This window comes from Pseudobutyrivibrio sp. JW11, from assembly GCF_900115355.1.
GTDB classification, from domain to species: domain Bacteria; phylum Bacillota; class Clostridia; order Lachnospirales; family Lachnospiraceae; genus Pseudobutyrivibrio; species Pseudobutyrivibrio ruminis.
In genome coordinates this window covers 1-22,526 of sequence record NZ_FOWB01000008.1, presented here as the reverse complement: position 1 = coordinate 22,526, position 22,526 = coordinate 1, and the positions used below count along the sequence as shown (strand labels likewise).

At 34.6% G+C, this 22,526-nt stretch carries 19 protein-coding genes and 1 pseudogene; all 20 read left to right on the top strand.

Annotated features, from left to right (window positions below):
• The first annotated feature begins 67 nt into the window (after window positions 1-67).
• Entirely contained in the window at window positions 68-1,321 is a 1,254-nt protein-coding gene (locus tag BM102_RS08565) for an AAA family ATPase (RefSeq protein WP_090480998.1), read from the top strand.
• Window positions 1,321-1,950 carry an RloB family protein gene (locus BM102_RS08560; protein WP_090480995.1) on the top strand — a complete coding sequence of 210 codons (630 nt, stop codon included), beginning with the start codon at window positions 1,321-1,323 and terminating at the stop codon, window positions 1,948-1,950. The genes BM102_RS08565 and BM102_RS08560 overlap by 1 nt, the downstream gene beginning before the upstream one ends.
• A gap of 188 nt (window positions 1,951-2,138) precedes the next feature.
• Entirely contained in the window at window positions 2,139-2,831 is a 693-nt protein-coding gene (locus BM102_RS08555) for a hypothetical protein (protein ID WP_090480992.1), read from the top strand.
• 23 nt (window positions 2,832-2,854) lie between these two features.
• The gene (locus tag BM102_RS08550; protein ID WP_090480989.1) at window positions 2,855-3,469 is read left to right on the top strand and encodes a hypothetical protein; all 615 of its coding nucleotides are present in this window, start codon (window positions 2,855-2,857) and stop codon (window positions 3,467-3,469) included.
• A gap of 320 nt (window positions 3,470-3,789) precedes the next feature.
• Window positions 3,790-4,725, top strand: coding sequence for an SDR family NAD(P)-dependent oxidoreductase (locus tag BM102_RS08545; RefSeq protein ID WP_090480986.1), 936 nt, complete (start codon window positions 3,790-3,792; stop codon window positions 4,723-4,725).
• A 29-nt stretch (window positions 4,726-4,754) separates the two neighbouring features.
• Window positions 4,755-5,876: a glycosyltransferase gene (locus BM102_RS08540; RefSeq protein ID WP_090480982.1), complete on the top strand. Its 1,122-nt coding sequence runs from the start codon at window positions 4,755-4,757 to the stop codon at window positions 5,874-5,876.
• Between the two features lie 29 nt (window positions 5,877-5,905).
• Window positions 5,906-7,063, top strand: a complete 1,158-nt coding sequence (locus BM102_RS08535) for a radical SAM protein (protein ID WP_090480979.1) — start codon at window positions 5,906-5,908, stop codon at window positions 7,061-7,063.
• A 22-nt stretch (window positions 7,064-7,085) separates the two neighbouring features.
• Entirely contained in the window at window positions 7,086-8,150 is a 1,065-nt protein-coding gene (locus BM102_RS08530; RefSeq protein WP_143085476.1) for a hypothetical protein, read from the top strand.
• A gap of 6 nt (window positions 8,151-8,156) precedes the next feature.
• Window positions 8,157-9,374, top strand: a complete 1,218-nt coding sequence (locus tag BM102_RS08525; protein ID WP_090480975.1) for a glycosyltransferase family 2 protein — start codon at window positions 8,157-8,159, stop codon at window positions 9,372-9,374.
• Complete coding sequence (locus BM102_RS08520; RefSeq protein WP_177194939.1) at window positions 9,374-10,531, top strand: radical SAM protein; 1,158 nt, start codon at window positions 9,374-9,376, stop codon at window positions 10,529-10,531. Before BM102_RS08525 ends, BM102_RS08520 begins: the two co-directional genes overlap by 1 nt.
• 13 nt (window positions 10,532-10,544) lie before the next feature.
• On the top strand, window positions 10,545-11,597 hold the full coding sequence (locus tag BM102_RS08515) for a glycosyltransferase family 2 protein (RefSeq protein ID WP_090480967.1): 1,053 nt from the start codon (window positions 10,545-10,547) through the stop codon (window positions 11,595-11,597).
• A 40-nt stretch (window positions 11,598-11,637) separates the two neighbouring features.
• Window positions 11,638-12,786: an FkbM family methyltransferase gene (locus tag BM102_RS08510; protein WP_090480964.1), complete on the top strand. Its 1,149-nt coding sequence runs from the start codon at window positions 11,638-11,640 to the stop codon at window positions 12,784-12,786.
• An 18-nt stretch (window positions 12,787-12,804) separates the two neighbouring features.
• A complete protein-coding gene (locus BM102_RS08505; RefSeq protein WP_090480962.1) occupies window positions 12,805-13,983 on the top strand; it encodes a glycosyltransferase in 1,179 nt (392 codons plus the stop codon).
• A 16-nt stretch (window positions 13,984-13,999) separates the two neighbouring features.
• Complete coding sequence (locus BM102_RS08500; RefSeq protein ID WP_090480959.1) at window positions 14,000-15,196, top strand: radical SAM protein; 1,197 nt, start codon at window positions 14,000-14,002, stop codon at window positions 15,194-15,196.
• Window positions 15,197-15,213: 17 nt separating this feature from the next.
• Window positions 15,214-17,013, top strand: a complete 1,800-nt coding sequence (locus BM102_RS08495) for a hypothetical protein (protein ID WP_090480956.1) — start codon at window positions 15,214-15,216, stop codon at window positions 17,011-17,013.
• A gap of 66 nt (window positions 17,014-17,079) precedes the next feature.
• Entirely contained in the window at window positions 17,080-19,083 is a 2,004-nt protein-coding gene (locus BM102_RS08490) for an HAD family hydrolase (protein WP_090480953.1), read from the top strand.
• Window positions 19,084-19,227: 144 nt separating this feature from the next.
• Complete coding sequence (locus BM102_RS08485; protein ID WP_033152811.1) at window positions 19,228-19,440, top strand: helix-turn-helix domain-containing protein; 213 nt, start codon at window positions 19,228-19,230, stop codon at window positions 19,438-19,440.
• Between the two features lie 3 nt (window positions 19,441-19,443).
• Window positions 19,444-20,715, top strand: coding sequence for a type II toxin-antitoxin system HipA family toxin (locus BM102_RS08480; protein WP_090480950.1), 1,272 nt, complete (start codon window positions 19,444-19,446; stop codon window positions 20,713-20,715).
• Window positions 20,716-21,033: 318 nt separating this feature from the next.
• Window positions 21,034-22,218, top strand: a complete 1,185-nt coding sequence (locus BM102_RS08475; protein WP_090480946.1) for a helix-turn-helix domain-containing protein — start codon at window positions 21,034-21,036, stop codon at window positions 22,216-22,218.
• Between the two features lie 83 nt (window positions 22,219-22,301).
• Window positions 22,302-22,526, top strand: a pseudogene (locus BM102_RS08470) (IS110 family transposase); the annotation flags it as partial.

The following is a 22,526-nucleotide window of genomic DNA, read 5'->3' as shown; positions in this document are numbered from 1 at the left end:
AATGTGTTAATCTCCAATTAAAGTAGCAGAATAAGAAAAAGGATTAATAATAGTAACGAGGTATAGAATGCTAATTCAATTTACAGTAGAAAATTTTATGTCAATTAAAGAAAAAGCGTATATAAGTTTAGAGCCATCTGTGGATAAGGCGCATCCAGAAAATCTTATCAGCAATGAGCAGGAAAGTGCTTTAAACACAATTTTAATATATGGGGCAAATGCTTCTGGGAAAAGTGTTTTATTTAAAGCAATGACAGTGGCAATTGTAATGGTTAGAAATTCAAATAACACACAAATTACCGATAAGCTACCAGTTGTACCATTCAAATTTGATAAAGAAACATTGACAAAGCCGAGCTCATTTGAGTTTACGTTTGTTGCAGCCGATAATAAAAAGTATATATATGGGTTTAGCGCTACGAGTGAAAAAGTAATAGAGGAATACCTATATGTTTATAATACTGCAAAGCCGACTCTTCTTTTTGATATTAAGGAACAGGACGAGCCTAATTTTAATAGAGAATATAGGGCAAAACTTGGAGCAGCATATAAAATGAATACCGCCAATAAGCTTTTTTTGGCAACAGCTACAAGTTGGAATGTGGAATGCACATCTACTCCCTTTAAATGGCTTGCAGAAGGTATAGATACTTATTCTGAAATAATGAATATGGGCGGTGTTGCATTAGATAAATATAGAAATGATGATAAAGGGGAATATATTTCATTTACGAAAGAGCTATTAAAGCAAGCTGACATCAATATTAGTGATATCAGCATAGATATAAAGGAAATATTTCCAAGTGATAATCTTTTTCCAGGGCAGGGGATTTATCCGGTAAATGCAGATTCGGCGTTTTCCGTAGAGGTTATTACTGGTCATATCATAAAGAAGGTAGATGGTACAGAAGAAAAATATAATTTGCATATTCAAGATGAGTCATTAGGTACGCAACAATTGTTTAATTATGGACCTCTCCTCAAGGATGCTATGGATTATGGGAAAACAATAGTATTGGATGAGATTGATAAAAGTATGCATCCAATGCTGGTCAAGTATATTGTAAATCTATTTAGAAATCCAGAATTGAATAAAAATGGTGCTCAACTAATAGCAACAACACATGAAACTACAGTTTTATCACTAGATACTTTAAGAAGAGATCAAATATATTTCACAGAAAAAGACAACAAAACGGGTGAAACCGATGTGTATTCGTTGGATGAATTTTCTGTAAGAAAATCTGAAAATATCGAGAAGGGATATTTATTAGGAAGGTACGGGGCGATTCCATTCCTCCAAACTGAGGAGGTGTGGTAATGTCCGAAAGATCCTTCAAAAAGAAACAAAGAAACCAAAAAAATCGTAATAGAAAACCAATAATTGTTATTGCAGCGGAAGGACGCAACAAAACAGAAAAGATATATATTGAATCGCTGAAAGACAAAATAGTGGATAAAAGTGTAAAGTTTATAAAGATTGGAGCTACCACTGATCCATATGGTTTGTTTAAAGGGGTTGAAAAATATTGGAACCAAAATGAACTTTTAGGAGAACTAGGCGATAAGGCATATATAATGCTAGATGTTGATTGTGATAAGAAAAAGCTAGAGTTGATAAGAGAATTAGAAAATCAGAACGATAACATAAGATTCATTATATCAAATCCTTGTATTGAAATCTGGTTTTTGCAGCATTTTGGTTACAGTACAAAAGCTTATGTAGATAGTAAAGAGCCAAAGAAAGATTTAGCAACCAAAATTGATGGATATAGGGAATCAATGGATATTTCATCAATTATTAATCCTCATATTTTGAAAGCTACAGAAAATATAGAAAAGCTGAAAATACATTACGAAAAGATAGGAATTGCATGGGGAAGTGATGAATGTAATCCTATGACTGATGTTCCTGAGCTGTTGAAAGAACTTGGGGTGATTAATTGGTAGAAAAAAGTGATTAGAAAACAGTAAAAACCATCTCTTTTGTTAGATGGAATTGTTTTTGAACAAAAACAGGCATTCTATGGATATTTAACTTTTATTTTGTAGTTTTTTGTGGAAATGATTGGTTTACAAATTTCACAGAAAGAGTTATGGTAATGCAAATTATGAAAAATAATTGAAGTGAGTACATTGTGGAAAATATAATACTTTATCACGTGTCGCCAGATTTAAGAAAATTAGATAAGGTTTTTTATCCTCAAATTCCCACAAATTTAATTAAAGATGAGGATAGAATTACGCCGAGGATTTGTTTTTCTGATTCACTCGAGGGATGTGTTAATGCAATGGGAAATGCACAAAGATTTATAGATGAGAAGACAGGGAAAGCAGAATTTGTACTATTTGAATTTAAATGTAATTTAGATGACAATAATCTTATTTCATGGAAAGAACTGTATGAATCAGGAAGAGTACCAGATGCAGCTATTAATCATGAGTATTGGTATACAAAAGAAATTCGCTTGCAAGGAAAAAGATTTGAAATTTTAAATATGTTGGATGCATATACTAATCGGAGAGTTATGAAAATAATACCCTATAAATATCGAGGCAAAATAGAAAATGTGCTAGAGAAATATGGTGTTTGCCGGGCGGAGATATTGGGCGTGGATACCTGTGAATTGGTAAATAATTTTATTATTAAAAAATTTGGGAAGCAGGCGGAATTAATAATTGCTGAAATAGCACAAAAGCTTACGATCGAAGATTCGGATGATAATAGTGATATATATGAAAAGATTTTTGCGAAAGAAGAGAGTAAAAATAAATATATAGATTGGGATGAAGTAGGTGTGTATTCAGGGTTAAGGATAAACGTTTTGTAATCTCTGCACAAAACTATCAATCTATGCCTAATGTCATTGGAATAACAAGAAATGCTGATAGGAAAAAGAGAATCGAGGAAATACTTCGTAATTACGATATAGGATATGTAAGCACATTGAATGCAGATGATTTATATAATAGATTCCGAGATGAATTCAATATAACAAGTAAAGATTGCAAGCAAAACAGCTGGTATAAATGGAGTCATGCTATTGTTGATTCGGCTGTATTCCTAAGTGAATTTAATACCTATGAGGATTTTGACAATTTTGTAAATCTATTTGATTATAATGTGCATACCAGAATGGCATTGCCTCTTTTAATAGCCGAAAAAGTAAGTGGTATTGGGTTTGCTCTGGCATGTGACATGTTAAAAGAGTTGGGGTATGTCAGCTATCCAAAGCCAGATGTTCATTTGATGGATGTTTTTGCGGAGCTAGGACTATGTAAGCATGAGCCGTTGGATACTTTTGAGGCAGTTGTAAAGATGGCAGAAGTATGTGGTGAGACACCATATAAGGTGGATAAGGTGTTTTGGCTGATTTGCTCAGGTAGATATTATAAAGATGATATGGAGAATAATAAAGTAAGACCACTAAAAAAGGAATTTATAGAAGAGGCTAAAGGATTGTTATAAACAGGGGTGAATCATAGTGAGTAGCTAATTAGAGATAATCCTTGTGACAATTCTGTGTCCAAACCCCATATTTATTGAATAACCCTACCATATTCAATATAATTAATACATAATGATTAATCCGTGGAGTAAATCTAGCCACGGATGGGGAAGCTAGGCTAATTTAAAACTGAATGCTTGGTGGGGAGTAATGGTAATATGGTAATAATTTAAGGGCTTCGCACCTAGTGGTGCGGGGCCCTTTTTTGGTATAAATAAATGATGAAAAAGCGCCGATATAAACTATATGTGAATTATAAAACACAGAAAGGAAAAGAAAAATGAAGGCATTAATTACAGGTGGAGCAGGGTTTATAGGATCTAATTTGGTTGAATTACTGGTGAAAGAAGGTCATGAGGTTAGAGTCTTTGATAATTTATCATCAGGTCACATTGAAAACATATCAGAATATATAAATGGCAAAGATATTGAATATATTGGGGGAGATGTAAGAGATGCGGATGCATTATGTAGAGCTATGAAAAACATTGATGTTGTTTATCATATGGCAGCTTCAGTTGGCCGCCAAAGATCTATAGATAATCCTGCGTTGGATTCAACAATCAATCTTGTTGGAACTGTTAATGTCTTGGAGGGGATGAGACATAATGATGTGCACAAGATTGTTTATTCGTCTTCAGCAGCAATATTTGGAGAGTTAAAGACTCCTTCTATTGACGAAGACCATATACAGAACGCGGATTCGCCTTATGGAGTTAGTAAATTAGCGGCTGAGAAAATGATATTATCATATTCTGGGATTCATAATATAGTAGGTATTTGTTTGAGATATTTTAACATATATGGTAAAAATCAACGATTTGATGCATATGGAAATGTTATTCCTATTTTTGCCAAAAGAATATTTGATGGTGAGCATATTAGCATTTATGGAGATGGAGAACAAACAAGAGATTTTGTAAATGTATCAGATGTTGCAAGAGCAAATTATATAAGTTCAATTAAATGTGAACAAACATCAATTTATAATTTAGGTAGTGGCACAACAATAACAATAAACGAACTTGCGAGCATGATGAAGAAGATTGCTAATAAAGACGTAATAATTGATTATTTACCAGAGAGAGTGGGAGATGTGAAACATTGCAAAGCGGACGCTTCTAAGATTGCAAGAGAGCTGGGATTTAGAGTAGAAAAGGACTTGGATGAGGGATTAAATGAATATATTTCATGGTATAGAGATAATTGTGTTTAATTCTTAGAAGATTAAAAAGTAGGTTATTAATGGTGAAAAAGCTAGTATCGATAATTATACCTGTATACAATGGATCAAATTATGTGGCCGAGGCAGTTGAAAGTGCACTGAATCAAACATATGAAAACGTAGAGGTTATAGTAGTAAATGATGGTTCTGACGATAATGGTAAGACAAGAGAAGTTCTGAAACGATACGATAATCGTATCAAATATATAGAAAAAGAAAATGGTGGTGTTGCATCTGCGTTAAATGTTGGGATTAGGAATATGTCAGGTGATTATTTTGCTTGGTTATCACATGATGATATTTTTGATACTAATAAAATCAAAATACAAATTGAAGACATAGAAAAAAGTGGTGATTTAAAAAGTATTTCTGCAATGAATTATATTTTTTTTGACGAGGAATCAAAAACAGAAATTGCAACGGATTTTCAAAAATATTATCCGATTAAACGAATCGAAGAATCAATTTTTATACTTTTATGGGGAGAATTGCATTTTAGTAGTTTATTATTTCATAAAGACCATTTTAAGCGTGTAGGATTATTTAATGAAAATCTATTAACAGCACAAGATAATGACTTTCTTTTTCGCTTATTGAGGGGTCAAAAAATAATATTCAATATCAATTATGCTAGCCGTGTAAGGCTGCATAAAGAATCGGGCACATCGACAAATAAAGATGTATTGAATGCAGAAAATTCAAGAATGTATGAAATGTTACTTGAACAATTATCGGAAAAAGAATTAGAAGAAATAGGAGGCACAGCTAAAAGAACGAGAGATAAGATAAAGTCGATAATAACGAGTATGAGTCCGATAAGAGATGATCTTCCTGAGTTAATAGATGGTCGTGATGAGAATATAGTACTTGTTGGAGCTGGTGGATATGGCCGAAGGGTTAATTATGAACTAAGAGCAAATGGTATTAGACCATTATTATTTTTGGATAATGATAGAAGTAAAGAAGGGAAGATAATTGATGGGGTATTGTGCAAAAAGCTATGTAAAGAAAATATTCCCGAGAATGCAACGGTTATAGTGACAAACAAGTTCTACAAAACGTTAGAGAAAATATTAGAAACATATGGGGAAAAAAATATAATTAATAAATATGATTTTGATAGACAAATGATAAATAAGTAAATTCAGAAGTAGTTTGAGAAAGGGTCAAAATGAAATGGAAAAATAAGGGGCAAGAATTTAATAAAGACAGTATGTGTATCTCGAAAATAAAAGAAGTATATTTGTTTGGTGCAGGCCATGATGGAAAAATGGTTGCACGAATAATGAGAGAAAGATACACACGAATAAAGATAAAAGCATTTTTGGATAATGATTCTAGAATGTGGGGACAAACGCTTGATGGAATACCAATTCTAAACCCTAATAATGTGACAACTGAAGAAGATGTTGGAGTTGTTGTAAGCTTTGCTTCTGAGTTTGTGCAAAAGATAGACCTGCAAATTAAGAATATGGGTTTTGAGTTTGGGAAGAATGCGTGGCATTTCGAACAATTCTTATCCATTTATGCATTGTATGAATACGATGAACTGTTTTTTTCTTCCATTTGCATACTCCCAACAGATGCATGTAATTTAAGGTGTAAAGGATGCCTTAATTTCACTAATTATATTACAAATTTTACATTTAAACCATTAGAAAAGCTGAAAGAAGAAATCGATTTATATTTTGATTGTATAACATATACTGGTTTATTCTTTATATCAGGCGGGGAACCAATGTTATATAGCCAATTGCCAGAATTAATAGAGTATATTGATACAAAATATAGTAATAGGATGTATGAACTAGGAATTGTCACAAATGGAACTATTATGCCGTCGCAAGATATTATTTCAGTTTTAAAAAAGACACGTATACGAATAACAGTAGATGACTATCGTGAAGCGCTTCCTAATATGAGGGATAAAATAACAGAAATCATTAATGTATATGAAGAACTAAATAAAGGTGAAAATCTGTTGGTGCGAAGTTATGATGAGTGGATAAGTTTGTTTCCGCATGCGTTGGAAACTATAGGTGAGGATGAGCTTATAAAAAAGTATGACAAGTGTCATTGTCCATGGCAAGAGTATAAAGACGGTATGCTATATTCGTGTAATTATGCTTCTTTTGCAGCAAATGCGGGAATTGTGGATACTGACATAAATAATGAAACTTATTCGTTATACAAAAATAAAAATAAGAAAGAATTAATGGAGTTCAGATTAGGTTTTACCGAAAAAGGGTACGTAGAATTTTGCAAGAAATGTGCAGGATATATGGATATAAACCCATATAAAATAAAAGCGGCAGAACAGGATATGTAAAAATTGACAGAGGTGATTATATTTGATGATATTGGAGAATAATAAGAATATTTTTAAACCCGTATCAGGAGTAATCGACGATGAGTATGTATATGTTGCTATGGCATACTGTGATGTTTTATGCAAGATATCATTATCATCTGGAGAAGTATCATTAATAAAAAAAATAAGTGATGAAGAAGGTGAATCGTTACATTTAGTCGCCAAATATGAGGATAATTTAGTTCTAATTCCGCACGTGAGTAGTACATTAATTGTATTTAATGCAAAATATGATGAGATTAAAAGAATATCGATTCCTGAACCTGAAAAAGTAAATTACAATAGGATACATATTTATGAATCAAAAATGTATATGTTACCAATATTTCGTAAAGATATTGCTGTAGTTGATTTAGTTACAGGTGAAGTATCTTTTATAAAACTTCCAATGAATGAAATGGAAAAGTATTTAGATTCAACAAAGGAATATGGAATCGTTAGTAGTTATGGACACGATGAAAAATTGTATATTATGTGCTCAAATCCAAATCTTGTCGTTGAATATGATTGTAATAAGGGAACGTTCTTTTTAAGAAAAGAACTTAAGGGAAGCATGTCTATGTGCTTTGCAAACGGCTGTTATTGGATTGGGAAAAGTGACAAAACAATCGTTAAATACAACAGTATAGATTTAATCGATGGCAAAAATGTATTATTACCACCAGATTTTGTTGCTACAAATATTCTGCCGATGAGTAGTTGCAGAATAGTTGGTACAAAGGCAATATTTTGGTCATTCAATTCTAATATGATATTGAGGGTTGATGTTATAACAGGAGAATGCGACTCACTTAATTTGCCTAGAATTGATTTTTTGAATGCAAATGATAACGAAAGATGTGGGCCGATTTATATTTCTGCCAATGATACCTGTATAGTATTTTATTCAACAATGACAGAGGAATTAATAATAAGCAATGTTGAACAAAACACATATAAAACAATAAAAATTTGGCCATCTGAAGAATTAAAGAGGATGGTTTTAAAGACGGAGCAAGATGGTATAAATCTGAAATGTTTTTTGGAAAAACTGATGATGAGGTAAATTTGTATGCAACCAATAGTATCAATAATCATACCAGTATATAATGGGGCAAATTATGTGGCGGATGCGATAGAAAGTGCAATTAATCAGACATATAAAAACATTGAAGTTATAGTAGTCAATGATGGAAGCACAGATAATGGACAAACAAGAGATATATGTAATGCGTATGGCTCTCAAATAAGATATTTTGAAAAAGAAAATGGCGGTGTGGCAACAGCAATTAACTACGGAATTAAACAGATGAGAGGCGAGTATTTTGCATGGCTTTCTCATGACGATATGTTTGTACCCACGAAGATAGAACGTCAGATGAAAAGCATTATTAATAATAATAATGACAAGGATTGCGTTTGTTTTTCAAATTTTGAGTTTGTAAACCATAATACTGGAGAAACAAAGCTTTTTGATCTAAAGAGATACTGCGATAATGCTAAAATTGAGGATGGATTATATCCTATATTATTTGGCCTTGTACATTTTTGTACTGTTGTTGTTTCGAAGAAGAGAATAGAAGAGGTAGGACTTTGCAATGAGAAACTTCGAACTACACAAGATATTGAATGGTTATTTAGATTATTAAGAAAAAAAAAGAATATATTTATAGATGAGCCTCTTACTTTGGTAAGATTACATGAAGAACAAGGAAAAAGAATAATCAAGGAATATACTAAAGAACAAAGTGAGGCACATATTACTTTTTTAAAAAGTATAAGTGATGATGAGATAGTCCATTTGTTTGGTAGTAAAAGAAACTACTATTGGAATATGGCCTTATTTTATAGACGTGACAATAACAGGCCTCCTTTTGAGTATGTTAGGGAGTTGTATTCGAAAACAGAAAGAGAAGAAAGAGAGCTGAAATCTCTTGAGATGGTAAGAAAAAAGATGGACTCGTTTCGGAATAAAGGTAGAATTATCGTTTTTTGTACAGGGCAATATGGAAAAAGTCTTGTTTATGAGATGCTTTCAAAGGAAATAGAAGTCGATTATTTATCAGACAATAATCCGGATAAGTGGGGAGGAGAAATATGTGGTATCAGGATAGTTTCTCCGAACGAGCTTTCAAAAGATGATTATTTGTTTGTGGCCAAAGATGATCCAAAGGAAATAATAGAAGATTTAAACAATAAAGGATTCAAGAATGTTTGGTCATATGTTGAATTAGAAAAAATGATGGAAGATGTTTTACCAAAAAATATACCGGCATGGGAGGTGCTTTAATGAAGTGGAATAACAAGGGACATCAGTACGATGAACTCGGAAACGGTTTTAAGAATAAAAAAATAATAATATATGGTGCAGCGGCTACAGGACAGGAATTCTATGAAGAGATAAAGTTTTTAAATGCCGTAGAAGCATTTGTTGACAGGAACAAGAGCGTTCAGGAGTCAGGTTGTAAAGGTCTTCCTGTAATTTCCGTAAGTGAGTTAGCAAAGAGAAAAGATGACGTAATAGTTGTCATTACGGTTCTTGGATACAATGGGATGATGGTACACAGCCAGTTGATGCATTTGGGATTTGAACTGGGAAGAAATTGTTTTTACTATGATACGTTTGTAAATTATTATCTTTCAATCTATGCTTTGTATGCTTGTGGGATAACATATTTTCCTTCTATTTCCTTCCTTTTAACAACGGCGTGCAATTTAAACTGTAAGGGTTGTCTAAACTTTACAAAACAGAATAAAAATAGAAGGCACTATGAACTTGAAGATTTAAAGAAGAATGCTGATGCCTTCTTTAAGCATGTGGACTACGTTGGAAAGTTCCATATGTCAGGAGGAGAGCCTTTTTATTACCCGCATTATGAAGAATTGCTTGAATATATAGGAAGCAAGTACGGGATGCAAGTGCGTGATTTTTATACAGCGACAAACGGTACGGTTGTGCCACGTGAGAGCCTTGTACAGGCTTTAAAAAAATATGATGTATTTGTGGAAGTAGATGACTACAGGGAGACTTTACCCGGAAAGATAATGAAGAACGACGAAATAATCGATATTCTTTGCAAGAATGGAATACGTCACAGTGACCGAGGCGCGGGTTACTGGATTAATTTAGATCCTGAGAATCAAGATAATTCCAATCTAAGTGAAGACGATTTGGGTATTTGGTACGATACCTGCAATAATCCGTTTGCTTCAATACATAACGGGAAACTATACAGTTGTAATTATGATGATTATGCAAAAGAAGCAAGGCTTGTAGCTGAAAGTGCGTTAGATTATCTTGATTTAACTAAAGATGAGGTAGACAAAAAAGTTCTTTTGGAATTCAGACAGGGTTTTACAGACAGAGGATATACTAATTTTTGTAAGCGTTGTGCCTGTCATGAAATGACTAACCAAAAACATATTCCGGTTGCAGAACAGTATTAGGAGCCAATTACGTATGATTTCAGTAATTATACCTGTGTACAATTGCGAAAAATATATAGAGAGATGCGTAGAAAGTATTATAGTGCAGAAAAGTGCCAATGTTGATCTTGAAATAGTTTTGGTCGATGATGGCTCGAAAGACAATTCATATAATGTATGTGTTGAAATGAAAAAACGGTACCCTGATAGTGTGGTGTTGGTGCATAAGGACAATGGCGGTGTGTCGTCAGCACGAAATGCAGGGATGGATGCTGCGCATGGTGAATACTATTTCTTTGCAGATTCAGATGATGTTGTCACAGAAAAGGCATTGGAATCTTTGACTACATTAACAAGCAAAGAGGCTCAGTTGTATATGGGTGAGGTGCGGATTTGCGGCACTAAACGGCAAATCCTTTATACTAAGAAAGCGAGTTATACAAAAGAAGAATTTATATATGAAATGATGACAGAACCTTCAACGGAATTGCTTGCATCCGGCGTTTGGGGAAAGTTATTTCTTGCAAGTATTATTACAAAGAATAAAATTAGATTCGATGAGAGGTATCAAAATGGGGAGGATGGGCTGTTTTTTGCAGACTATTTAAAGTATGTTTCTCGTGTAGAGGTTTTCGATGGAGAGTTCCCGGTTTACAAACTGTATCGATATGATGCAGGTGAAAGAGAAAGTGCTGTCTCATATTTTTATCCAGATCTGTTTGAGTTTTTTGTGTTACACAGAGAAATGCTCTATAGGATGCTCTATGACAGTAAAGGAATAAATCTAAAAGAAGTACATCAGCATTACATAAATGATTTAATTATTTTATTGGTTCGAGCATTTGCATTTCCGGAGTTTTTTAATGAAAAGGTATTGCTCGAAATCTTAAAAAAGCTTTTAAGAAATGAAATGCTAAAACGGGCAAGTAGGGATTATGAGCGGAAGTTGAGGGGGAGTAGCATTCTGATTCCATTCGGGCTTCGACATAATTGCAAGTATATACTTTATTGGCAGCTAAGAAGACGTGGTAAGCAATATAGAAAAAGAAGATACAGCGGTGAGAAACTGCGTTCGATTTTTCGCTGACAAACACAATTTTGCATCGTAAAGGGGAAGGAAAATAATTATGCAAGAGATTAGTAGGGTTTTGGGACGCGTTGACGAAATCAGAAGAAAAATGGTTGATGATGAATCTAAAGTATTATTTGACGCAAGACTTCGTTTTATGTTTGACAAAGATTTTTATGAGTTTTCAAAAGCGATGTTTTCGCTGGAACGTAAGTGGATAATACCCTATCTTGACAAAACATATAACTTTGATAATGACTATAGTGAAATTGTGTTGTGGGGATGCGGAAAAGATGGAAGGCATGTAAGAAGCCTATTGGCAAGGTCAAAGTATGCGAGCATTCCTATAAGCTTTGTTACAAACAATATGAGTCAGTGGGGGCAAACACATGAGTTTGAGATAGACAATTTGAATGTAGTAAGGACACCTATAATTAGTCCGGAAGAGCTAAGAAGTAGGATAAATAATGCGGTTATCATAATCAGTTCTATTGCTTACAGATGCGAAATAATGGACCAACTGGGGAGTTATGGTGCAAAGATGGAACAGATAGTGTATCCATTCTCGTATTTTGGGTATAGACTATACGGAGAAAGGGAAACGCCACAATATTTTGACTTGTTTGAAGCAAATAGTAACGAGATATTCCTGGATGTAGGAGCTAATGGGGGTGGTACAGCTACTGATTTTGTAAAGTGGTGCGGAGAAAAAGGATACAAAGCTATTTATTCTTTTGAGGCACATCCACGCTTCATAGATAGTACTAAGGAGTACTTTAAGAATAATAATCTACACGATGCAGAGGTTGTACCTATAGCAGCATGGGATAAAAAAGATACATTGGATTTTTCAATCAGCCTTGCAAACGGTAATGGTGGATGTCATGTAATGGAATCGGCAAATTTGAACAGCAATGATTGGTTGGATGCCAGTGTGAAAGTTCCTGCGGATACAATTGACAATGTTTTATCCGGTAAGCCCGCTACATTTATAAAAATGGATATTGAGGGAAGCGAATATAAAGCATTGGTTGGTGCTGAAAAGACAATTAAGAAGTATAAACCTCGAATGGCTATATCCATTTACCATAAACCGGAAGATATTGTAATGCTTCCGTATATTATTAGCCAGTATAATCCGGACTATAAATTTGCTTTGAGACAATATCACTCAGGAATGTGGGAAACCATTCTATATTGTTTTTAAAGACCTTAGGAGATGTGAATGAGCAGTCAGTTTTGTCCTTTGGTATCGATTGTGATACCTGTATATAATGGTGAGAACTACATAAGAAGTGCAATAGATAGTGCAATAAATCAAACATATTCTAATATAGAAGTTATAGTTGTTAATGATGGATCAACAGATAACACAGAAGAGATTGTTTTATCGTACGGTAATAAAGTGCGTTATTTCAAAAAGGATAATGGTGGTGTCGCTACAGCAGTAAATTTTGGGGTAAGCAAGATGAAAGGGGAGTACTTTTCTTGGTTATCCCACGATGATTATTATTCTCCAAATAAAATCGAATTACAAATAAAAAAACTTAGCGAAAATCCGGATTGTAGACTTTGCTTTTCCAATATAAGTGTTTTGCGTGTTAATGAAAACAAGATAAGTAAGGAAGACGTGCTGAACTACTATAAGGAAGAACAAATAGTAAACAGTTGCTTTGCTCCCATTTTTTTTGCTGTGCATGGCAGCACAATTTTGGTTTCAAAAAGCCTGATAGATGAAGTCGGTGGTTGGGATGAAAAACTGAGAACCACACAAGACTCCGTGTGGCTTTTTAATGCTATGCGTGGCAGGAAATCTGTCTTCGTAAGAGAACAGTTAGTTACAGTTCGAATTCATGACAGCATGGGTCAGATTACTATGACTGAGCATAATGAAGAATTCAATGAGATGGTAATTAATTTCTGCAAGGTATTAAGCTCAAATGAGAAAATAGAGTTATGTGGTTCAGAGTATAATTTTTATTCGCTGTATTATGACGTATTGCATCAAACATCAAAAGCTACTTATGCATTAGACTATTTGATTGGGAAGATGAAAGAACCGGTAAAAAGACTATTTGAATCCAACTATAGTGATAGGAGTCTTAAAATTGCAATCTTCGGAATGGGAAACTTTGGTAGGATGGTTTTTGATGCTTTTGAAAGCTGTTTCTTGGAAGTAGATTGTTTCTTTGATAATAACCAAGAAAAAGCAGGTACATTTTACAAAAAAACCATGTGTCATTCGATAGAAGAGTTATTGTCAAACAAAGAAAAGTACTTGGTGGTAGTTTCAATCAGCGAACCGAAGGCATTGGTTGAAGAACTAAAAGGAAAAGGCATTCCTTTTGTAATTGATAAAGATGAAGCATGCAATATTTTATATAGAATAAGAAATCGTTTATAGATTCTAAGAGGTAGGCATGAAGTGGACACAAAAAGGTCATCAATATGATGATTTGGGAAAAAACTTTAAGGACAAAAATATATACATCTACGGGGCAGGTAACATAGGAAAGTATTGCTTTGAACAATTGTATTTTCTTGACTGTGTAGATGCGTTTGTTGACAGAAGCTTGGAAAAGCAAAAAAGGACCTTCTGTGACAAGCCGGTTTTGACGCCGGATGTCCTTTTTAAAGAGCACATGAAAGACCACATAATAATCATTGCTATGGACTCCTGCGAGTGGGTTGGCGAAGTTGAGCGACGATTGTTACTTTCGGGATATATAAAAAATGTAGACTTTTTCTTTTACAAAGATTTTATTCCAAATCCATATAATGACGATTACAAAGATACATTTTATATTCGCATTTATTCTGTATATGCAAAGAATAAGATATATCTTGATTCAACAGCTGTTTTTCCTTCAAGCGCTTGCAATTTAAAATGTAAGTATTGCTTGGCTTTTACACCTCATATCAAGCAACATAGGATAAAAACGTTAGTTGAGTGCAAAAGAGAAGTTGATGTTTTTTTTCAATGGGTTGATCATGTTAGGTGGTTTCAGATATCCGGTGGTGAGCCGTTATTATGGAAAGATCTTAATAGCTTAATTGAATACATTGGCGAAAAATATAGAAGTAAAATTGGACACAGGTTTGAGTTGGTTACAAATGGTACCATGGTTCCTAATGATGAATTGCTTCAACTATTGTCAAAATATGAAATGGATGTTGTAGTAGATGATTACGGAACAAACTATGGGAACATGAGAAACGAATGCTCGGCAATAAAGGAAAAACTTGAGGAATGCAATATTCCTTATCATTACAATCGCGTGTCGAATTGGGTAGATTTAGGCTTTTTTGAGTGTGACAATACAGGAAAAGATTTAGTAGAATACTATGATCAATGCGGAATACCCTTTAATACGAATGAATATGGAAAGATATATTCCTGTGCATATTGTGACTTTGCTATCAAAGCAGGCCTTATTGAGGAGAATCGAGATGATTACTTTGACCTTAATGAAGAATTGACAGACAGAGCAAAGAAAGAGTTTGTTGAATTTACTTTGGGTTATAGTAACAGGGGTTACTCCACTCTTTGTAAAAACTGCTATGGTTGGATAGAAACGATTAACAAGAATTTTGTTGGCGTGGCTGAACAAGACTAAAAAAGGAGTAGTTCGATATGATGTTGTTATTTCCGTTTGAACTGGTGCCCAAAGGAAGCAGAATAATCCTTTATGGAGCGGGAGATTGCGGGATTCAATTCTTCCGTCAAATCATAAATACGCATTATTGCAATGTTGTGCTCTGGGTTGATAAAAGAGCAAATGAAATTGAAAACGGCGAAGATAGATTTGGCTGCAAATTCCCGATTTCTGCAGTAGAAAAAATACAAGAATGTAATGACTTTGATTATGCAGTAATTGCTATAGTGAATAAGGATATCGCGGACAGCGCTGCAAAAATGCTGCATGATGAATATGGAATTAGCGAAGATAAAATAATCACTACCTGCCATGAGTACTCTACAGATACGGTGTATCCGAATAATAGAGTTGAGGATGAGTACAAAGAACCAAGCCTCGAAAGTCTAGCAATTGATGAGTTGTGTCTTGTCAATGAATTGTCGGTAATGCCACGTTTTTTGGTGGCTCGTGACATAGTCAATAATGTCTACAATGAGGCAAACCTTTCACTGTATAAACGCACCATACTGGCGCAAGGAGACATATTTACCAAGGAAAACTATTTTGTCGAACGAAAAAAAGAAACTGTTAATGATTTTATCGAGGAGTTTAAGAAACTAATTGATGCTATGAAAGCATCTGATTTTGACCAAAGAAAATACGTACCGATTGTTACAGGTAATCGAATTTTGCTTGATGGCCAACATCGCATAGCTGGGGCTGCAGCATTGGAAAAAGAAATATATGTAAAGTATTATCCCGATTTAGAGGAATACGGAGACGGATTTGGCTTTGACTGGTTTGTGAAAAATGGCTTTAGCACCGAAGATATGCAAAGAATTCTTTATGCTTACGGAGATTGTTATAAAGAATGTGGCATTTTCTTGCTTTTTGGAACGCAAGAGCATAACTGGGACTATTTTTTAGCGCAGATAAAAAAGAATTGTACTGTTGTGGGATATGTGGATTTGGACTTTAAACATGATTATGTAGGATTTGAGAATATAATCAGGGACATGTACTGGGATCCTTTGTGGATTAATACGCAAATCCATTTAAAAGCAAAGTTATTAAAATTGGCGCCTCTCAAAATAAGAGTTGTGTTGGTTTCGAATCAGAACAACAAAGAGAAAGATATATATAAAACTATACGTGCTACGAAGCTATTATTGCGAGATTCGGTTTCAGAGGAACTGGAAGTATTAAGTGGGGCGGTGACACATGCTACGGACAACTATGAGGAGTACCTATGGGTTAGAGAGTTATTTCTGTCTGTTAATACATGCAAGAATATGTCTAGAATTGTTTTGAGAAACTATAGAGCTTCCTTTATCGAAAAACTTGATAAATATAGGAAACTGCTGTATGACAACGGCGTAAGGCCTGAAGACGCAATGATAGTGGGCAGTAGTATTTTGGAGGTATTTGGATTACGGGAGTCAAAGGACATTGACTTTATTGTTAATTCAAAAGGAAGAGCTGTATTGGGGAACAGATCGAGGAAAATAGCCGAAGAAATAGAACTCTGTGAAAAAGATTTTGTTGTTATAGAGAATGATGCTGTTATGCCTGATGATGTATTGATTTCTGATGAGAATCTTCACCTACAGTTCTATGGACTGAAGTTTATCAATCTTGAAATTCTTAAGAGCAAAAAGATTCGTGATGCACGTCAAAAGGATGAGGAAGATGTTAAACTAATCAATCTGTTTTTGGAATATGCGAATAATTTTGATGATAAGCTCGAATTACGACGACAGATAGATCGTGAGCTTCATCTTAAACGTTTTTTGTAGGAATTTATTAAAGAAAGAGTCGAATAAGTATTATAACAATAATAATTGGATTAATGTTGTTGGAACATGTGCAAAATAAATAGAAAGATTGAAATAGCGTTATACGGACTTGGAACCGAAACAGAAAGGTTCATAAAAGCATACACAAATGAATTAAATATAGTGGGGCTTCTAGATGGCTATAAAGAAACTGGAGAACAGTTTGGCTATCCAATTATTTCTTTGCAACAGGCTGTTAATCTTAAAGTTGAAAGAATAATAGTTGTTGCACGTCCAGGTTCTTGTAAAGTAATTGCTAAGCGCATCAAGGATGTTTGTGCTATCAATGGAATAGAAGTTTATGATGTGCGTGGAAATAATCTATTAGAGGAGAGACAGGCTTTATACCAGTTTTCAAATCTTGTGACATATACTAAAGAAGATTTACTAAAGAAAATCAATGAATCCGATGTTATTAGCTTTGACTTTTTTGATACCCTAATCAACAGAAAAATAAGTGATTACACAGATATTTTTGATTTGGTTGCTAATCAAGTAGGTGTCAAAGAATTATCGCATATACGAATTGCAGCTGAAAAAGAATTATCCCGTAATTCATCTCCAACACTTCTTGATATTTACACATGGGTAAAAGAAAAACTCACTGGTATAAAAGAGTCGGCTGAAGAATTAGCATCTATCGAATTTCAAATAGACAGTAAAATGGTAGTTCCTAGAGATGGTATGACTACTATCATTTCTTATGCAAAGAAAAATGGGAAAAAAGTAATTCTTACAAGTGATACTTATTATTCAAAAGCACAAATGGAGGAATTGCTGGCAAAGTGTGGACTAGATATATTTGATGAGTTATTTGTCTCTTGCGAATATGGTACATTCAAAACACAGAAACTATTTTCACATGTTATTGAGGCAAATAGAGAAAAGAAGATTCTTCACATTGGAAATGACGAATTTGCGGATATAGAGAAAGCAAAGGAATATGGAATCGACACCTTTCACATATATGGAAATAATAGCATCATGGACGCGCTTGGTGGAATGGGAGTTGAATCGATAGCAGAGACATATTCTGACAGAGCTAAGCTTGGATTGTTTCTTTCAAGAAAGCTTTCAAGCCCATTTCAATTTGAGAATGGCACAAACATAGAAATAAATGACTGTTTTGATATAGGCTACTATATATGCGGTCCGATGATAGTAGATTTTACGCAATGGATGATTGCAAAGAAACAAGAACTTGGATTGGACGGCATCTTATTATGCGCAAGAGATGGGTATCTACTAGAGAAAATCTATAATAAATTTTGTGGAGATAAAGATGGTTTTTATTTTTTGACATCCAGAATATCTGCTATTCGCGCAGGAATAATGGATGAAGATGATATTAATTATGTAGATAGCATGAAATTCTTTGGTACCGAAAAGGAAAGCATGCTAGTCAGATTTGGAATAGATGAAGACGTAGCAGCTGAAGACCGGAATGTGCTCATATTGGAAAAGGCAAAGCATAAACGCCGCAACTACATAAAATACATTGATTCATTAAAGTTGCCTGATGGAAAACTAGGTGTATTCGATTTTGTAGCTAAGGGTACAACTCAATTGTTCCTGCAGAAGTTTATGCCTCAGCAAATGAGAGGCTTGTATTTCTTACAACTTGAGCCAGAGTTTATGGCTGATAAAGGTGTAGATATAGAATCTTTCTACACAGAAAAAGAGCGTGATACCAGTGCTATATTTGATAACTATTATATTCTAGAAACTATTTTGACATCGCCTATGCCATCTGTTGATGAATTTGATGAAGCTGGACAACCTGTCTATGCAAAAGAAACTAGAAGTGATGAGAATTTGGAATGTGTATGGCGAATGCAGCAGGGAATTATGCAGTATGTAGATGATTATTTAGAAATTGTTCCCGTATCCATGAGACAGCAGAATAAAATGTTGGATGAGGCATTTTTAACTTTAATTGGAAAGTTGGAAATTACAGATCAGTCATTTAAGAATCTTGTTGTAGAAGATCCATTTTTCGGAAGAATGACAAATATAGTTGATGTGATGTAAGCATTAGTGGGCTAAAATAGAAATCTAGCAATTCCGTTGACATAGCCGTACGGCGAAATGTATAATCAAAATAAGATTATATAGCCGTACGGCTAATTTTATACAATGCAAAGGCAAATATAGCCGTACGGCTAAGAGGTGTTTATGAAAGTAACAGATTCAAATTCATTTGGAACAGCAATAAAAAACAAAAGAAAAAAGCTAGGATATACGCAGAAGTATATATCAGAATTTACGGGAATAAGCGCAAGCTTTTTGTCTGATTTAGAAAATGGAAAAAAGACTATTGAATTAGACAAGGCTCTGAGAATAGCAAATCTATTAGGGCTTGATGTGGAGTTGAATGAGAGAGGGTAATCCATGCGAGAATTAAGTGTATATATAGAATTGAACGGAATACAGACGCTAGTTGGAAAAATCGCTGGTGAAAGCTACTTAGACGCTCGGTTCAGATATGAACAAGAATATTTAGATAATAAAGATGCAGCAGCAATATCGATTTCGCTGCCATTGCAGCAGGAGGCTTTTTCGTCTGCAAAAACAAAGAATTTTTTTGAGAGTCTACTGCCAGAAGGCTTTTCGCGAAAAGCTGTAGCTAATTGGATGAAAGCAGATGAAAACGATTATATATCAATCCTAGCCGAGTTGGGCAGGGAATGTCTTGGCGCTATAAAAATAGTTGAAGGGCAGGATGACGAGGTGTCGGGCTACGAATTGCTATCAGCCCAAAGAGTTAAAGCTCTTGCAGCAGAGGGGGCTACAAAATCTACTGAGATATTACTAGAGACACATTTATCACTAACTGGTGCTTCAGGAAAAGTTGGCCTCTACTATAATGCAGCGGATAAAACGTGGTATTTACCTAAGGGGGATGCTCCAAGTACGCATATAGTAAAACAAAGTCATGTTAGACATAAACAAATAGTTCTGAACGAACAGTTATGTATTCAAACAGCAAAGCGTATTGGCATTACGGTACCTGAAAGCTTTATTGTTTCACAGGGTTCTCAGGCAGATGAAGATATCTTATATGCAACAGCGAGATATGATAGGCCATTATCTAACAATAAAGAATTGGATGGTTTGAAATGTCCATACAGACTACATCAAGAGGATTTTGCTCAGGCACTGGGCATATTTGCGGCCGACAAATATGAGAAAACTCCATCAGGATATATGGCGAGAATGTTTGAACTTTTAAGAAACAATTCGAGCAATCCAATTGAAGATCAAATAGCGTTATTAAGAATTATTATTTTTAATTATTTAATCGGAAATACAGACTGTCATGTAAAGAATTTCTCTTTATTATATAGCGAGGATTTAAAATCAAAACGACTAGCACCAGCTTATGATTTAGTGGCAACGAGAGTATATCGTACTACATCTGACATGTCGTTTTATATTGGCGATGAATTGAATATTTCAAAAATTAATAGAAGCAAGTTTGAAATGGTGGCATCGGAAATAGGATTATCTAGTAATTTGGTACTAAATAATTTTGATGATGTGGCAAATAAGTTGGAAAAAGCTATGTCAGATGCATCGGAGGATTTAGCAGAAAAAGGATTTGAAAACGCTATAGCCTTAAAAGATGAGATTCTGAAGAGCGGTGGATATGGGATGATATAAATAGAATAACCTCTAAACCTCTCCACCCTTCCTGCCGATATAAAGAGTATAAAACAAAAGAATTGATTCTTTCGGCAGGAAGACCAAATCTCCGTTGGTTGATTTGACAAAGGTCAGGTTGGCTGACGCGAAGGCACAGCAGAAGGACAATTCAAGAAAGGAACTTAATAATGACATTATCAGTATTCGCTTAAGAGCTGCTTTTTGACTTCTGAATGAGGTTGGGAGGCAGCTCGTTTTATGCAATGTATGTAAAGAAATTAATTAGTTGACAAAAGAGGCTACTAGCCTTCATAATATGTCTAAGGAGATATTTCTATGTCAAATGAGCGTAATGCAGGGCGCAAGCCAAAAATCACTGATGAACAATTAAATAAAATCATTTCCCGTCATGAATCAGGGGAAAGCTTGTCAGCCCTTGCTGATGAATTCGGCATTTCGCGCCAGGCCTTGCATAAAAGAATAAAAGAGTCGCAGGAAAAGCCCGTTACAATCAATTGGATTGTGGATAATCAGCCGGTTTCTACCATCACGGTGGATGTCCGTCGCCAGGCGCTTACTTTGGCAAACTATGCAATTCAGTTTTCCAAGCTCCCATTTGGGTTCAATTCCAATCCAACCTGGCAGGAATTTGTCCGATTGCTTGAGGAAAAATATCTGACTAATGTGGGAGTGGATGAGCCTGGAGTATTTTTATTCACCGATGGCGAAAAAACATTCAACCCATCACAGATTTCTGAGCTACAAATTGAGTCTGATGATTCAATCCCGGAATTCGCATTTACGAAGAAAGACATCTTGCTAACAAGGACAGATACTGATGGTTTCCAAATGAAGGCACTCACATCTGACCACAGATACTTTGTAAAATCGCAGGCTATCATGGCCGGATTTCACATGCAGGATTGGGATGTTGAAATAATCGCATCAGATATTGCAAATCAGCTTGGAATTCCATGCGTTCAGCAAAAGCATTGTATTTTTGCATACGGAGGCAGAAAGTTCGATGCAGTATATTCGCAGAATTTCGAGTTGGATGGCTTTACATTTTTGTCATTCGAATCATTGTTAGAAACAGCCAATCTTTCTACCAAGGAAGATTATTTCTACAAATTAGACGCCATTGAAAAGTTAAAGTGGTGCGCCAGCCAGTTATCAAAAATAGGGGATATCCCATACGAATCCGCAGAAAAATACATGATTGATCTGGCGGTTATTGATTGTTTGGTTGGAAATGTAGACAGGCATACTCGAAACTTTGGATTGTTCTTTAATTCCCTAACGGGTGAATACACCGTGCCACTTGTTTTTGACAATGGCATGGGCCTCTTCGAGCACGATTACTACCGTGATAATTATCGTAATTACGAAGAAGCAATGAACAATGTTTATGTGGCGCCATATGGAGAGGATCCATTCGACTTGCTAGTAGAGCTTAATAAAGAATTCAGGCTAAAAGAATTATATAGCTTCCTGTATACTTTAAACGCACCTAAGAATTGACTAAAGAAAATACCTCAAGTAAATTTAGATTATTACTGACCTGACCGTTGGTAAAAAATCTAAACATACATGAGGTACATACAATGAATATTAAAGGCAGAAACAAGAAAAATCAAGCGAAGGTTGTAAACATTTTTGAAAAGCAGGAAGTAATTGAAAAAGCAGAAGTTCTTAGAAAAGGGTTTAAGGCTCATACTTGGAGAGAACTAGAGACTAAAGGTAAGTTTCGTAAGAATGAAAAACTTTCATTTATTACAGAGGATATGCTTATACTTGGATGCGATATAGGCAGTGAAACTCATTACTTC

Excerpts from the sequence above, each read along its gene's own strand:
- BM102_RS08565 (WP_090480998.1), top strand. The coding sequence starts at position 68 with ATGCTAATTCAATTTACAGTAGAAAATTTTATGTCAATTAAAGAAAAA.
- BM102_RS08560 (WP_090480995.1), top strand. The coding sequence starts at position 1,321 with ATGTCCGAAAGATCCTTCAAAAAGAAACAAAGAAACCAAAAAAATCGT.
- BM102_RS08550 (WP_090480989.1), top strand. The coding sequence starts at position 2,855 with ATGCCTAATGTCATTGGAATAACAAGAAATGCTGATAGGAAAAAGAGA.
- BM102_RS08545 (WP_090480986.1), top strand. The coding sequence starts at position 3,790 with ATGAAGGCATTAATTACAGGTGGAGCAGGGTTTATAGGATCTAATTTG.
- BM102_RS08540 (WP_090480982.1), top strand. The coding sequence starts at position 4,755 with ATGGTGAAAAAGCTAGTATCGATAATTATACCTGTATACAATGGATCA.
- BM102_RS08535 (WP_090480979.1), top strand. The coding sequence starts at position 5,906 with ATGAAATGGAAAAATAAGGGGCAAGAATTTAATAAAGACAGTATGTGT.
- BM102_RS08525 (WP_090480975.1), top strand. The coding sequence starts at position 8,157 with ATGCAACCAATAGTATCAATAATCATACCAGTATATAATGGGGCAAAT.
- BM102_RS08520 (WP_177194939.1), top strand. The coding sequence starts at position 9,374 with ATGAAGTGGAATAACAAGGGACATCAGTACGATGAACTCGGAAACGGT.
- BM102_RS08515 (WP_090480967.1), top strand. The coding sequence starts at position 10,545 with ATGATTTCAGTAATTATACCTGTGTACAATTGCGAAAAATATATAGAG.
- BM102_RS08510 (WP_090480964.1), top strand. The coding sequence starts at position 11,638 with ATGCAAGAGATTAGTAGGGTTTTGGGACGCGTTGACGAAATCAGAAGA.
- BM102_RS08505 (WP_090480962.1), top strand. The coding sequence starts at position 12,805 with ATGAGCAGTCAGTTTTGTCCTTTGGTATCGATTGTGATACCTGTATAT.
- BM102_RS08500 (WP_090480959.1), top strand. The coding sequence starts at position 14,000 with ATGAAGTGGACACAAAAAGGTCATCAATATGATGATTTGGGAAAAAAC.
- BM102_RS08495 (WP_090480956.1), top strand. The coding sequence starts at position 15,214 with ATGATGTTGTTATTTCCGTTTGAACTGGTGCCCAAAGGAAGCAGAATA.
- BM102_RS08490 (WP_090480953.1), top strand. The coding sequence starts at position 17,080 with ATGTGCAAAATAAATAGAAAGATTGAAATAGCGTTATACGGACTTGGA.
- BM102_RS08485 (WP_033152811.1), top strand. The coding sequence starts at position 19,228 with ATGAAAGTAACAGATTCAAATTCATTTGGAACAGCAATAAAAAACAAA.
- BM102_RS08480 (WP_090480950.1), top strand. The coding sequence starts at position 19,444 with ATGCGAGAATTAAGTGTATATATAGAATTGAACGGAATACAGACGCTA.
- BM102_RS08475 (WP_090480946.1), top strand. The coding sequence starts at position 21,034 with ATGTCAAATGAGCGTAATGCAGGGCGCAAGCCAAAAATCACTGATGAA.